Below are 12,405 nucleotides of genomic sequence, written 5' to 3' on the forward strand. Positions count from 1 at the left end.
ATCGGCCAGCGGCCAGCGGCCATCGGCTTGCACGGCGCAGCCGCTCAGGCTGCGAACTGCAGCGCCGCCAGGCGCGCGTAGACCCCGCCTTGCGCGACCAGCGTCGCGTGCGTTCCCTGTTCGACGATGCCGCCGTGGTCCAGCACCACGATGCGGTCGGCCTTCTGCACGGTCGCCAGGCGGTGGGCGATCACGACCGTCGTGCGGTTTTCCATCGCCGATTCCAATGCTGCCTGCACCATGCGCTCGCTTTCCGCGTCGAGTGCGCTCGTGGCTTCGTCGAGCAGCAGCAGCGGCGGGTTCTTGAGGATCGCGCGCGCGATCGCGATGCGCTGGCGCTGCCCGCCCGACAGGCGCGTGCCGCGCTCGCCCAGGAAGGTGTCGTAGCCCTCGGGCAGCGCCTGCAGGAAGTCGTGCGCGAAGGCAGCGCGCGCGGCGGCGTGCACTTCGTCGGCCGTGGCCTCCGGGCGGCCGTAGCGGATGTTCTCGAACGCGCTGGCCGAGAAGATCACCGCGTCCTGCGGCACCAGGCCGATGCGGGTGCGCAGGTCGGGCAGGGCGAGCGAGGCGAGCGGCGTGCCGTCGAGCGTGAGGCGGCCCGATTGCGGGTCGTAGTAGCGCAGCAGGAGCTGGAACACCGTGCTCTTGCCCGCGCCGCTCGAGCCGACCAGCGCCACCGTCTCGCCGGGCGCGACGGCCAGGCTGAAATCGCGCAGCGCCGGCGTGCCGGGCCGCGACGGGTAGTGGAAGGTCACCGCGTCGAACTGGATGGCGCTGCCCGCCACGGGGACGGGCGTGACAGCCGGTCTTGCCGGCGACACGATGGCCGCGGGCGCGTGCAGCAGCTCCATCAGGCGCTCGGTTGCGCCGGCGGCGCGCAGCAGGTCGCCGTAGACCTCGCCGAGCACGGCGGTCGCGCTCGCCAGGATCGCCACGTAGACCACGGTCTGGCCCAGGTGACCGGCCGTGATGTCGCCGCGCAGCACCGCCTGCGTGCCCTGGTACAGGCCCCAGAGCAGCGCCGCCGAGGTCGCGATGATGATGAACGCCACCAGCACCGAGCGCGCCTTGGTGCGCCGCACGGCGGTGCGGAAGGCGTTCTCGGTCGAGCCGTTGAAGCGCGTCGCCTCGCGGCCTTCGGCCGTGTAGCTCTGCACCACCGGAATGGCGTTCAGCACTTCGGCGGCGATGGCGCTCGAATCGGCCACGCGGTCCTGGCTGGCGCGCGACAGCTTGCGCACGCGGCGGCCGAACCACATGCTCGGCAGCACCACCAGCACCAGGATGCCCAGCACCTGCACCATCACGTAAGGGTTGGTCCACACCAGCACCGCCAGCGCGCCCACGCCCATCACCGCGTTGCGCAGGCCCATGCTCAGGGACGAGCCGACGACGGTCTGCACGAGCGTGGTGTCGGCCGTGAGGCGCGACAGCACCTCGCCGGTCTGGGTCGTCTCGAAGAACGCGGGGCTCTGCGTCAGAACGTGGCCGTAGACCGCATTGCGGATGTCGGCCGTCACGCGCTCGCCCAGCCAGCTCACCGTATAGAAGCGCGCCGCCGAGAAAAGGCCCAGCGCCACCGCCACCGCGAAGAGGGCGCCGAAGTGCTCGCGCAGCGCCATGGTCTGCGCGCCCTTGTCGGGGTTGATCAAGCCTCCGTCAATCAGGCTGCGCAAGGCGATAGGGAAAGCCAGCGTAGTGATCGCCGCCATCACCAGAAAGACGGCCGCCAGGACGATCTGGACCCGGTAGGGGCGTAGAAAAGGGCTCAGGCCCGACAGCGACCGGGGCGAGCCCTTGGCCATGGAAGACGGAGGGTTAGAAGCCATCCGGCGATTCTAACGATCCCTTGCCCCTACAAAGGCAGCCTTGACAATAACTGCCGCGGCAACTAATATTTGACCCATGAGCGATGCAAATTCCACCAAAGCCACGTCTGCGCAAGCCGACGCCGAGCGTCGCGCGCCTGCCGCCTTCTACCGGCCGGAAACCTACCAGGCCGAGGAGAGCATCGGCTACCTGATGCGCCGCATCGTGACGGCCGTGGGCCAGTCGATCGAAAGCCGCATCTGCGAGCCTGGCAGCCCGACCTATCCGCAGTGGGTGCCCCTCTACAAATTGCACGTTGGCGCCGCCACCACGGTGGCCGAACTGGCCCGCGCCTGCGAGCTCGACACCGGCGCCATGACGCGTCTGCTCGACCGCCTCGAGGCCAAGGGCCTGTGCCGCCGGGTGCGCTCGCTCGAAGACCGCCGCGTGGTCAACATCGAGCTCACCGACGAAGGCCGCTCCGCCGCCAAGGAAGTGCCGTACGTGCTGAGCCGCGTGCAGAACGAACATCTTGCAGGTTTTTCCAACGAGGAATGGGAGCAGCTCAAGGGCTACTTGCGCCGCATCCTCGACAACGCCCAGGCCATTGCGGTCCGTGGAGATAAAAATGACTGATTCCTTCGCCGTGCGCACGCTGCGTCGCACACCCGTCGTGGCCGCCGCGCTGCTGGTGGTCGCGCTGGCCGGCTGTGCCGACATGGCCGGCATCGGCTCGCAGGCGACGCTGCGCGACGCCTCGTCGCTGGGCATCGCGCCCGACAGCGCCGCCGCACCCGCCGCCACGCTCGACAGCCAATGGTGGACCGCGTTCGGCGACACCCAACTCGACACGCTGATCGGCCAGGCCGTGGCCGGCAACCCGAACCTGCAGGTCGCGCAGGCCCGCCTCGCGCGCGCGCAGGCCTCGGCCGAAATTGCGGGCGCCGCGCTGCTGCCGCAGGTCAAGGGCGACCTGAACCTGAACCGCCAGAAGTTCAACAGCAACTACATCTACCCGGCGCCGCTGGGCGGCTCCACGCAGAACATCGGCCTGCTGCAGCTCAGCGCGAGCTGGGAGCTCGATTTCTTCGGCAAGAACCGCAGCGCGCTCGACACCGTCATCGGCACGGCCAACGCCGCGGCCGCCGATGCCGACGCGGCCCGCGTGCTGCTGGCCAGCAACGTGACACGCAGCTACTTCCAGTGGGCGCGCCTGAACGACCAGCTCACCGTGGCGCAGCGCACGCTGGCCCAGCGCGACGAAACCCTCAAGCTGGTGCGCGACCGCGTCTCCGCCGGCCTGGACACCCGCCTCGAACTGCGCCAGAGCGAAGGCGGCCTGCCCGAGGCACGCCAGCAGATCGAAGCGCTGAACGAACAGATCGCGCTGCAGCAGCACGCACTCGACGCGCTCGTGGGACAGCCCAACGTGTCGCAGTCGCTCAAGCCGCCGCTGCTAGGCAACGTGAAGCCGATGGCGCTGCAGGCCAACATTCCGGCCGACCTGCTGGGCCGCCGCGCCGATATCGCCGCCGCGCGCTGGCGCGTCGAGGCCGCCACCAGCGACGTGAAGAACGCCAAGACGCTGTTCTATCCCAACGTGAACCTCACGGCCTTCGCCGGCTTCCAGAGCCTGGGCTTCGGCAAGCTGCTGAAGTCGGGCAGCGAGCAGTGGGGCGTGGGCCCGGCCGTCACGCTGCCGATCTTCGAAGGCGGCAAGCTGCGCGCCAACCTGCGCGGCAAGTCGGCCGACCTCGACGTGGCCATCGAAAGCTACAACGCCACCGTGATCGACGCCGTGCGCGACGCGGCCGACCAGCTCTCCAGCGCGCAATCCATCGCCCGCCAGCAGGCCGAGCAGCGCGCCGCGCAGACCGCGGCCGAAGGCGCCTACGACATCGCCGTGCAGCGCTACCGCGCGGGCCTGGGCAACTACCTCAACGTGCTGACCGCGGAAACCTCCGTGCTGGCGCAACGCCGACTGGCGGTCGACCTCGCCGCGCGCGCGCTCGACACGCAGGTGGGCCTGGCGCGTGCACTGGGCGGCGGCTGGCAGCCTCCGGCCAGCAACACGGCCTCGGCATCGGCGTCGGGCGCTGCCCCGGGCGCAGTGAACTGAACCGGCTTGAACTGACCATTTCGTCTTCGGAAAGAACTTCATCATGAGCGACAACAACACTCCGACGCCCGCTGCAGCCACAGCTTCCGCAGCCCCCGAGGCGCCCGCCGGCAACGGCAAGCGCCGCCGCGCACTCACCGCGCTTGCCGCGGTGGTCATCGTCGCCGGTGGCGGCTGGGGCGTCTACGAATGGCTGGTCGCCAGCCACTACGAGGACACCGACAACGCCTACGTGCAAGGCAACGTGATCCAGATCACGCCGCAGATCGGCGGCACCGTGATGGCCATCAACGCCGACGACACCGACTTCGTGAAGGCCGGCCAGCCGCTGGTGCAGCTCGACCCGGCCGACGCCAAGGTGTCGCTGGAGCAGTCGGAGGCCGCGCTCGCGCAGGCCGTGCGCCAGGTGCGCACCCTGTACGCCAACAACGGCTCGCTGGCCGCGCAGGTCACGCTGCGCCAGTCGGACATCGTGAAGGCGCAGAGCGACATCGCCAAGGCGCAGGACGACCTGCAGCGCCGCCGTGCGCTGTCGGGCAACGGCGCCGTGTCGAAGGAAGAACTCAACCACGCCGAGACGCAGCTCGACACCGCCAAGAGCCAGCTCGCCGCCGCGCAGGCCGGCGTGGTCGCCGCCAAGGAAGCGCTGGCCAGCAACCAGTCGCTGACCGACGGCACCAGCGTGGCGCAGCACCCGAGCGTGCTGGCCGCCGCCGCCAAGGTGCGCGAGGCCTACCTGGCCACGCAGCGCGTCGCCATGCCCGCGCCGGTCGACGGCTACGTTGCCAAGCGCACCGTGCAGCTCGGCCAGCGCGTCGCGGCCGGCACGCCGATGATGTCGATCGTGCCGCTCAACCAGCTGTGGGTCGACGCCAACTTCAAGGAAGTGCAGCTGCGCAACATCCGCATCGACCAGCCCGTGAAGCTCACCGCCGACGTGTACGGCAAGAAGGTCGAGTACAGCGGCAAGGTCGCGGGCCTGGGCGTGGGCACCGGCAGCGCCTTTGCGCTGCTGCCCGCGCAGAACGCCACCGGCAACTGGATCAAGGTGGTGCAGCGCGTGCCCGTGCGCATCGCGCTCGACCCCGAGCAGCTCAAGGCCAACCCGCTGCGCATCGGCCTGTCGATGGACGCCGAGATCGACATCTCGTCCAAGAGCGGCAAGATGCTGGCCGACGCGCCGCGCGCCGCCGCCTTGACGCAGACCGCCGTGTACAGCCAGCTCGACCGCGGCGCCGACGCCGAAGTGGACCGCATCGTCGCGGCCAACCTCGGGCGCAGCGCACCGGCCACGGCCAACGCGCCGTCGAAGGCCCCGGCCCCGGCCGGCGGCGCCTCGGTTGCCGTGCAGGGCCAGCCGGGCTGATCGCCCGCGCACCCTTTCACTGAACAGTTCGCGCGAGCTCAATGGCCACCGCCGCTCCTGCTTACGTCGCGCATCCCCCGCTCGAGGGCGCAGCCCGCGTCTGGGGCACGATTGCGCTGTCTGCGGCAACGTTCATGAACGTGCTCGATTCGTCGATCGCGAACGTGTCGCTGCCCGCCATCTCGGGTGACCTGGGCGTGAGCACCACGCAAGGCACCTGGGTCATCACCAGCTTCGCGGTGGCCAACGCCATCGCGGTGCCGCTCACGGGGTTCATGACCCAGCGCTTCGGACAGGTGCGCCTGTTCATGGCCAGCGTGATCCTGTTCATGATCAGCTCGCTGCTGTGCGGCCTGGCGCCGAACATGACCACCCTGATCGCCTTTCGCGCGCTGCAGGGCTTCGTCGCGGGGCCGATGATCCCGCTGTCGCAGACGCTGCTGCTGTCGAGCTATCCGCGCGCCAAGGCGGGCCTGGCCATGGCGATGTGGTCGATGACCACGCTGGTCGCGCCGGTGATGGGGCCGCTGCTCGGCGGCTGGATCACCGACAACATCTCGTGGCCGTGGATCTTCTACATCAACATCCCCGTGGGCATCGTGGCCGCGGCCATCACCTGGACGCTGTACCGCAAGCGCGAGAGCAACACCCACAAGGTGCCCATCGACGCCATCGGCCTGGCGCTGCTGGTGCTGTGGGTCGGCTCGATGCAGCTCATGCTCGACAAGGGCAAGGAGCTCGACTGGTTCCACTCGCCGCAGATCGTCCTGATGGCGGTGGTGGCGGTGGTCGGCTTCGCGTTCTTCCTGGTCTGGGAGCTGACCGACAAGCACCCGGTGGTCGACCTGTCGCTGTTCAAGCGCCGCAACTTCTGGTCGGGCGCCGTGGCAACGGCCGTGGCCTACGGCCTGTTCTTCGGCAACGTGGTGCTGCTGCCGCTGTGGCTGCAGCAGTGGATGGGCTACACCGCCACGCAGGCGGGGATGATCATGGCGCCCGTGGGGCTGCTGGCGATCTTCTTCTCGCCGGTGGTGGGGCTGACGGTGTCCAAGATCGATCCGCGCCGCTATGCGACCTTCTCGTTCCTGGTGTTCGCGCTGGTGCTGTGGATGCGCTCGAACTTCAACACGCAGGCCGACTTCGTGACGATCATCATCCCGACGATCATCCAGGGCGTGGCAATGGCGTTCTTCTTCATTCCGCTGGTGACCATCACGCTGTCGGGCCTCACGCCCGACCGCATTCCGGCCGCCTCGGGGTTGTCGAACTTCCTGCGGATCACCGCGGGCGCCATGGGCACGTCGATCACCACCACGCTGTGGGAGAACCGCGCGGCGCTGCACCACTCGCAGCTGGCCGAGAGCGTGACCCAGGGCAACAGCGCGGCCACCAGCGCGATCTCTGGCCTCACGGGCAGCGGCTTCAGCACCGAGCAGGTGATGGGGCAGATCAACCGCATCGTCGACCAGCAGGCCTTCATGCTGGCCACGAACGACATCTTCTATGCGTCGGCGATCCTGTTCCTGCTGCTGATTCCGCTGGTGTGGTTCGCCAGGCCGCAGAAGGGCGGCGCTGGCGGCGATGCCGCGGCGGGCGCGCACTGAGCGGCCAAAGCCGAGCAATCGACCCACGAACCCCCGGGCTTCTTCGAGAAGACCCGGGGGTTTTCACATTCGGAGCGTCACGATTCCAGCGCGCGCAGCACGTCGTAGCACGCGCCCATCGTGTGGTAGTCGGTCTTGCCGGCCGGGCTCTTCTCGTCGCTGAGCTTTTCGTTCGTCGGCGAGAGGATGCGGTACCACGCGCCGTGCCGGTGATCGACGAAGTGCGCCCAGCTGTAGGTCCAGATGCTGTCGTACCAGTCCCAGTAGCTGGCCTCGCCGGTGCGCACCGCGAGCAGCGCGGCCGCCGCGAAGCTCTCGGCCTGCACCCAGAAGTACTTGTCGCCGTCGCACACGCTGCCGTCGGGCGCAAAGCCGTACACCAGCCCGCCGTTGTCGGCGTCCCAGCCGCGGAACATGGCGGTGTCGAAGAAATGGCGCGCGCGCGGCAAGGCCCAGTCGGCCGTGCGGTCGGCGGTTGCCAGCTGGCGCTCCAGTTGCAGCAGCAGCTTGGCCCACTCGGTCAGGTGGCCGGTCTGGAATCCCCACGGCCGGAAGATGTTGGTCTTGTCGCCGCGGTTGTAGGCCCAGTCGACCGACCAGTCTTCGCCGTAGTGCTCCCACACCAGCCCGTCGGCCTGCGCGGCCAGCTTGCCGGTGACCGACTGGGCCAGCGCCAGCGCGCGGTCGAGGTAGCGCACTTCCTGCGTGGCCTCGAAGGCCGCCAGCATCGCCTCGCAGGCGTGCATGTTGGCGTTCTGCCCGCGGTACGGGCCGAGCTGCCAGCCGGCCGTGGCTTCGTCGGCATACAGCTGGTGCAGCGGCTCCCAGAAATGCTGCTCCATCAACTGCCAGGTGTGCGTGAGGCCCGCATAGGCCTCCTCGACGCCGGCCATCAGCGCATGCGCGTGCGCCAGCAGCACGAAGGCCAGGCCATAGCAATGGCGGGTGCCGTCCTGCACGGTGGCGCGCTGCTGGTGCCAGTCGATCTGCCAGGCGTAGCCGCCTTCGGGCTGCGCGTGGGCGCGGTGAAGAAAGGCCAGCCCGTGCCGCACGGCCGCCAGGTGTTCCGGGTTGCCGAATCGGCGGTGCGCCATGGCGTGGTTGAACACGAAGCGCGTGCTGCTCACCAGGTGGCGCGTGCGCCGGTCGTACACCGTGCCGTCGTCCTTGAAGAAATGAAAGAAGCCGCCCGAGGCGTCGATGCAGCGCGGCTCGTAGAACGCGAGCGTGTGCAGGATGTGGTCGGTCAGGAAATCGGTCGAGCGAAAGTTCGGCATGGCAAGCAGGGTGGGGCGTGGGTCGCCAGGCCAGTGTAGGCAGGCACCCCACCCGCGCGGACTTGTGGTTTCCCCGAGGGAACACGGCGTCGGCCGCGCAACAAGCGGCGTGCAACAGGCAGGCCGCGCGCGGCAGGCGGTCTAGCGGCCGCCCGTGCTTTGCCGCACCACCAACTCCACCGGCAGCGTGTTGAGCCGCGGCATCGAGGCTCCATGCAACAGCAGCTCGACACCCATGCGCCCCAGCGCCTGCCGGTCGACGCGCAGCGTCGTCAACGAAGGCCGGGTGGCTGCAGCCATCTGGATGTCGTCGAAACCCACCACGGCGACGTCGCGCGGCACCTGCAGTCCGGCCGCGTGGCAGGCGCCGATGGCCGCGAGCGCCGCCGCGTCGTTGCAGGCGAACACGGCATCGGGCGGCTCGCGCAGCCGCAGCAGTTGCTGCATGGCCTGCGCCGCACCCACGTCGTGCGGCAGGCCCGGCGTGGCCATCGCTTCGAGTTCGGGGTCGGCCAGCATGCCGGCTTCGAACAGCGCGCGCCGGTAGCCGTGCGCGCGCTCGCGGATGCTGGTGTGCGCCAGCGGCCCCGCGATGTATGCAATGCGGCGCCGGCCGATGTCCATAAGGTGCCGCGTCGCGAGGAAGCCGCCGGTCTCGTTGTCGGGGTTCACCGCGGGCAGGTCGCGCAGCGAGAAGTCGACCAGTGCCACCGGCAGCTCCAGCGCCGTCACCAGGTCGAGCACCTCGGTCTCGAAGAAGCCCGCGGCCAGGATCATGTCGGGCTCGTGCAGCCGCAACTGCTCGCGGATCGGGTCGGTCGGCCCGCAGCTCAGCAGCGTGGGCACGAGGCCCGCTTCGCGGCACGCGGCTTCCACGCCCTGCAGCACGTCGGAGAAGAACGGGTTGCTCGCAAAGTGGCTGTGCTGGCGGTGCACCATGAACACCAGCCGGGCGGCCTTCGCGCTGCGCAGCCGCGCGGCGTCGTAGCCGATCTTCCGCGCCACCTGGCGCACGTGGCGCCGCGTGGCGTCCGACAGCCCACGCTGGTTCTTCAGCGCGCGCGACACGGTGCTGATCGACACGCCGGCCGCATCGGCCACGTCGCGGATGGTCACGGGCGTGGAGGGCATCGGTCGTGCTGCGCGCGGGGGCGGGCGCCCGTCGAGAACAGGCCGTGTGCGGCGGCATTGTCGTTGCGACGACAGTCGCCCGAACGCGTGCTTCGGCGTGCGTCGGCGGGGCCGTGAAGGTTGCACTGCAGCATAGGCATTTGCCCCAGTATGCAATTGCAACTCGCCCACCAACAATCAGTCCGCGCCCGCTGGTGGCGTATCGAGATGGACCGCATGACTCACATTCTTCTTCAGAACCCGGGCGACTTCGCGAGATGAGCGACGTCATTCTCGAAACACGCCAGCTCACCAAGGAATTCAAAGGGTTCACCGCGGTCAGCAAGGTCAACCTGTCGGTGGTGCGCGGCTCGATCCACGCACTCATCGGTCCCAACGGCGCCGGCAAGACGACCTGCTTCAACCTGCTGACGAAGTTCCTCGAGCCGACCACCGGCACGATCCTCTTCAACGGCCAGGACATCACGCGCGAGCGCCCCGCGCAGATCGCGCGGCGCGGCATCATCCGCTCGTTCCAGATCTCGGCCGTGTTCCCGCACCTCACGCTGCTGGAGAACGTGCGCCTGGGCCTGCAGCGCCGGCTGGGCACCTCGTACCACTTCTGGAAGAGCGAGAAGTCGCTCAAGCCGCTGGACGCGCGTGCGCGCGAACTGCTGGCCGAAGTGGGGCTGGAAGATCTTGCCGACGAGCAGACCGTGAACCTGCCCTACGGGCGCAAGCGCGCACTCGAAATCGCCACCACGCTGGCCATGGAGCCCGAGCTGATGCTGCTGGACGAACCCACGCAGGGCATGGGCCATGAGGACGTGCATCGCGTGGCCGAGCTCATCAAGCGCGTGTCGGCCGGACGCACCATCCTGATGGTCGAACACAACATGAGCGTGGTCTCGACCATCGCCGACACCATCACCGTGCTGCAACGCGGCGCCGTGCTGGCCGAAGGCCCGTACGCCGAAGTCTCGCGCAACCCCCAGGTCATGGAGGCCTACATGGGCACCACCGACGGCCAACTGCAAGGGGCGCACTGACATGAGCCCCCACGCTTCTCACTTCGTGTATTCGCTGCCCCCCGAGGGGGCGCGGGCCTCCTTTGGGGCGGCCCGGCAGGAGGCCCGATGACCGCCGCATTGGAAATCAAGGGCCTGCAAGCCTGGTACGGCGAGTCGCACGTGCTGCACGGCGTCGACATGGTCGTGCAGCCCGGCGAGGTCGTCACGCTGCTGGGGCGCAACGGCGCGGGCCGCACCACCACGCTGCGCGCCATCATGGGCCTGACGGGCGCGCGCAAGGGCAGCATCGAGGTCAACGGCAAAGAGACCATTGGCATGCCGACGCACCGCATCGCGCACCTGGGCATCGGCTATTGCCCCGAAGAGCGCGGCATCTTCGCCAGCCTCTCGTGCGAGGAAAACCTGCTGCTGCCGCCCGAGCTCAAGGGCGCCGGGCCGGGCATGTCGGTCGACGAGATCTACGCCATGTTCCCCAACCTGGCCGAGCGCCGCCACAGCCAGGGCACGCGCCTGTCGGGCGGCGAGCAGCAGATGCTGGCCGTGGCGCGCATCCTGCGCACGGGCGCCAAGCTGCTGCTGCTCGACGAGATTTCCGAAGGCCTCGCTCCGGTCATCGTGCAGGCGCTGGCCCGCATGATCACCACGCTGCGCGCCAAGGGCTACACCATCGTGATGGTGGAGCAGAACTTCCGCTTCGCCGCGCCGCTGGCCGACCGCTTCTACGTGATGGAGCACGGCCGCATCGCGCTGAAGTTCGGCGCCGCCGAGCTCGAAGCCAAGATGCCCGTGCTCACCGAGCTGCTGGGCGTCTGAGACAAGCGCACGTCCACAAGACCCTCCCTCCCATCCCACAAAGATTCCTTCAGGAGACAACAGCATGAACAAGAAACTCGGCCTCATCGCCACCGCCGTCGGCATCCTCGCACTGGGCGCAGGCGCCGCGCAGGCACAGGAAAAAGTGAAGATCGGCTTCGTCACCGACCTGTCGAGCCTGTACGCCGACCTCGAAGGCAAGGGCGGCGCCACGGCCATCCAGATGGCCATCGACGACTTCGGCGGCAAGGCGCTGGGCCAGCCCATCGAGTTGCTCACCGCCGACCACCAGAACAAGGCCGACATCGCCGCCTCCAAGGCCCGCGAATGGATCGACACCGCCGGCGTGACGATGGTCTTCGGCGGCACCAATTCGGGCGTGGCGCTGGCCACGGCCAAGGTGGCCGAAGAGAAGAAGCGCGTGTACTTCAACAACGGCGCGGGCAGCTCGGTGCTCACCAACGAGCAGTGCAGCCCCTACACCATCCACTACGCGTACGACACCGTGGCGCTGGCCAAGGGCACGGGCGCCGCGGTGGTCGACCGCGGCGGCAAGAGCTGGTTCTTCCTGACCGCCGACTACGCCTTCGGCCATGCGCTCGAAGCCGACACCACCAAGGTGGTGAAGGAAAAGGGCGGCACCGTGGTGGGCGCCGTGCGCCATCCGCTGAACGCATCGGACTTCTCCTCGTTCCTGCTGCAGGCGCAGAACTCGAAGGCGCAGATCCTGGGCCTGGCCAACGCCGGTGGCGACACCATCAACGCGATCAAGGCGGCCAGGGAATTCGGCATCAACAAGACGATGAAGACGGCCGGCCTGCTGGTGTTCCTGAGCGACATCCACAGCCTGGGCCTGAAGAACACCGAAGGCCTGCTGCACACCACCAGCTGGTACTGGGACCTGAACGACGAGTCGCGCAAGTTCGCCAACCGCTTCTTCGAGAAGACCAAGCGCATGCCCACCGACGTGCAGGCCGCCGACTACTCGGCCACCATGACCTACCTGAAGGCCGTGGCCGCCGCCAAGACCACCGACTCCGACAAGGTGATGGCGCAGCTCAAGAGCATGAAGATCGACGACTTCTACGGCAAGGGCCAGATCCGCGCCGACGGCAGCTTCATCCACGACATGTACCTGGTCGAGGTGAAGTCGCCCGCCGAGTCGAAGAAGCCCTGGGACTACCTGAAGGTGCTCAAGACGCTGCCGGGCGACCAGGTCTTCACGACCAAGGCCGAGACCAAGTGCGCCGCCTGGAAATGAACGGCTGAAGCCGCC

10 protein-coding genes are annotated in these 12,405 nt (G+C 68.7%); 7 read left to right on the forward strand and 3 right to left on the reverse strand.

The genetic code is table 11. The annotated features are described in order from the left end of the window. Positions 1-44 precede the first annotated feature (44 nt). Positions 45-1,829, reverse strand: a complete 1,785-nt coding sequence (locus BM013_RS16005; RefSeq protein ID WP_093128594.1) for an ABC transporter transmembrane domain-containing protein — start codon at positions 1,827-1,829, stop codon at positions 45-47. A 76-nt stretch (positions 1,830-1,905) separates the two neighbouring features. Here BM013_RS16005 and BM013_RS16010 point away from each other — a divergent pair, with 76 nt between their 5' ends. From BM013_RS16010 to BM013_RS16025, 4 genes are read left to right on the forward strand one after another with little or no spacing between them, the layout of a single operon-like run. Beyond that, complete coding sequence (locus BM013_RS16010; protein ID WP_093128595.1) at positions 1,906-2,445, forward strand: MarR family winged helix-turn-helix transcriptional regulator; 540 nt, start codon at positions 1,906-1,908, stop codon at positions 2,443-2,445. After that, entirely contained in the window at positions 2,438-3,928 is a 1,491-nt protein-coding gene (locus BM013_RS16015) for an efflux transporter outer membrane subunit (RefSeq protein WP_093128597.1), read from the forward strand. Before BM013_RS16010 ends, BM013_RS16015 begins: the two co-directional genes overlap by 8 nt. A 43-nt stretch (positions 3,929-3,971) precedes the next feature. Continuing rightward, positions 3,972-5,294, forward strand: a complete 1,323-nt coding sequence (locus BM013_RS16020; protein WP_093128598.1) for an HlyD/EmrA/EmrK family protein — start codon at positions 3,972-3,974, stop codon at positions 5,292-5,294. Positions 5,295-5,335: 41 nt separating this feature from the next. Next, entirely contained in the window at positions 5,336-6,898 is a 1,563-nt protein-coding gene (locus BM013_RS16025; RefSeq protein ID WP_093128600.1) for a DHA2 family efflux MFS transporter permease subunit, read from the forward strand. A gap of 77 nt (positions 6,899-6,975) precedes the next feature. Here BM013_RS16025 and BM013_RS16030 read toward each other — a convergent pair whose 3' ends face one another. Then, on the reverse strand, positions 6,976-8,175 hold the full coding sequence (locus BM013_RS16030) for an AGE family epimerase/isomerase (RefSeq protein ID WP_093128601.1): 1,200 nt from the start codon (positions 8,173-8,175) through the stop codon (positions 6,976-6,978). A 141-nt stretch (positions 8,176-8,316) separates the two neighbouring features. Next, positions 8,317-9,306, reverse strand: a complete 990-nt coding sequence (locus tag BM013_RS16035) for a LacI family DNA-binding transcriptional regulator (RefSeq protein WP_093128603.1) — start codon at positions 9,304-9,306, stop codon at positions 8,317-8,319. A 257-nt stretch (positions 9,307-9,563) separates the two neighbouring features. Between BM013_RS16035 and BM013_RS16040 the strand changes: the two genes are divergently transcribed. The 3 genes from BM013_RS16040 to BM013_RS16050 all read left to right on the forward strand — a co-directional run bounded on the left by BM013_RS16040 (position 9,564) and on the right by BM013_RS16050 (position 12,390). Next, entirely contained in the window at positions 9,564-10,334 is a 771-nt protein-coding gene (locus BM013_RS16040; RefSeq protein WP_093128604.1) for an ABC transporter ATP-binding protein, read from the forward strand. Positions 10,335-10,421: 87 nt separating this feature from the next. Beyond that, positions 10,422-11,129 (forward strand): ABC transporter ATP-binding protein, encoded by a 708-nt coding sequence (locus BM013_RS16045; RefSeq protein WP_093128605.1) that lies wholly within the window; start codon positions 10,422-10,424, stop codon positions 11,127-11,129. Positions 11,130-11,193: 64 nt separating this feature from the next. Continuing rightward, positions 11,194-12,390, forward strand: coding sequence for an ABC transporter substrate-binding protein (locus BM013_RS16050; protein ID WP_093128607.1), 1,197 nt, complete (start codon positions 11,194-11,196; stop codon positions 12,388-12,390). Positions 12,391-12,405 lie beyond the last annotated feature (15 nt).

Origin of the sequence: Variovorax sp. OK605 (assembly GCF_900115445.1) — a bacterium.
Classification (GTDB): Bacteria; Pseudomonadota; Gammaproteobacteria; order Burkholderiales; family Burkholderiaceae_C; genus Variovorax.

What these genes read in the sequence shown, in the direction of transcription:
- BM013_RS16005 (WP_093128594.1), bottom strand. Translation starts at nt 1,829, where the DNA reads ATGGCTTCTAACCCTCCGTCTTCCATGGCCAAGGGCTCGCCCCGGTCG.
- BM013_RS16010 (WP_093128595.1), top strand. Translation starts at nt 1,906, where the DNA reads ATGAGCGATGCAAATTCCACCAAAGCCACGTCTGCGCAAGCCGACGCC.
- BM013_RS16015 (WP_093128597.1), top strand. Translation starts at nt 2,438, where the DNA reads ATGACTGATTCCTTCGCCGTGCGCACGCTGCGTCGCACACCCGTCGTG.
- BM013_RS16020 (WP_093128598.1), top strand. Translation starts at nt 3,972, where the DNA reads ATGAGCGACAACAACACTCCGACGCCCGCTGCAGCCACAGCTTCCGCA.
- BM013_RS16025 (WP_093128600.1), top strand. Translation starts at nt 5,336, where the DNA reads ATGGCCACCGCCGCTCCTGCTTACGTCGCGCATCCCCCGCTCGAGGGC.
- BM013_RS16030 (WP_093128601.1), bottom strand. Translation starts at nt 8,175, where the DNA reads ATGCCGAACTTTCGCTCGACCGATTTCCTGACCGACCACATCCTGCAC.
- BM013_RS16035 (WP_093128603.1), bottom strand. Translation starts at nt 9,306, where the DNA reads ATGCCCTCCACGCCCGTGACCATCCGCGACGTGGCCGATGCGGCCGGC.
- BM013_RS16040 (WP_093128604.1), top strand. Translation starts at nt 9,564, where the DNA reads ATGAGCGACGTCATTCTCGAAACACGCCAGCTCACCAAGGAATTCAAA.
- BM013_RS16045 (WP_093128605.1), top strand. Translation starts at nt 10,422, where the DNA reads ATGACCGCCGCATTGGAAATCAAGGGCCTGCAAGCCTGGTACGGCGAG.
- BM013_RS16050 (WP_093128607.1), top strand. Translation starts at nt 11,194, where the DNA reads ATGAACAAGAAACTCGGCCTCATCGCCACCGCCGTCGGCATCCTCGCA.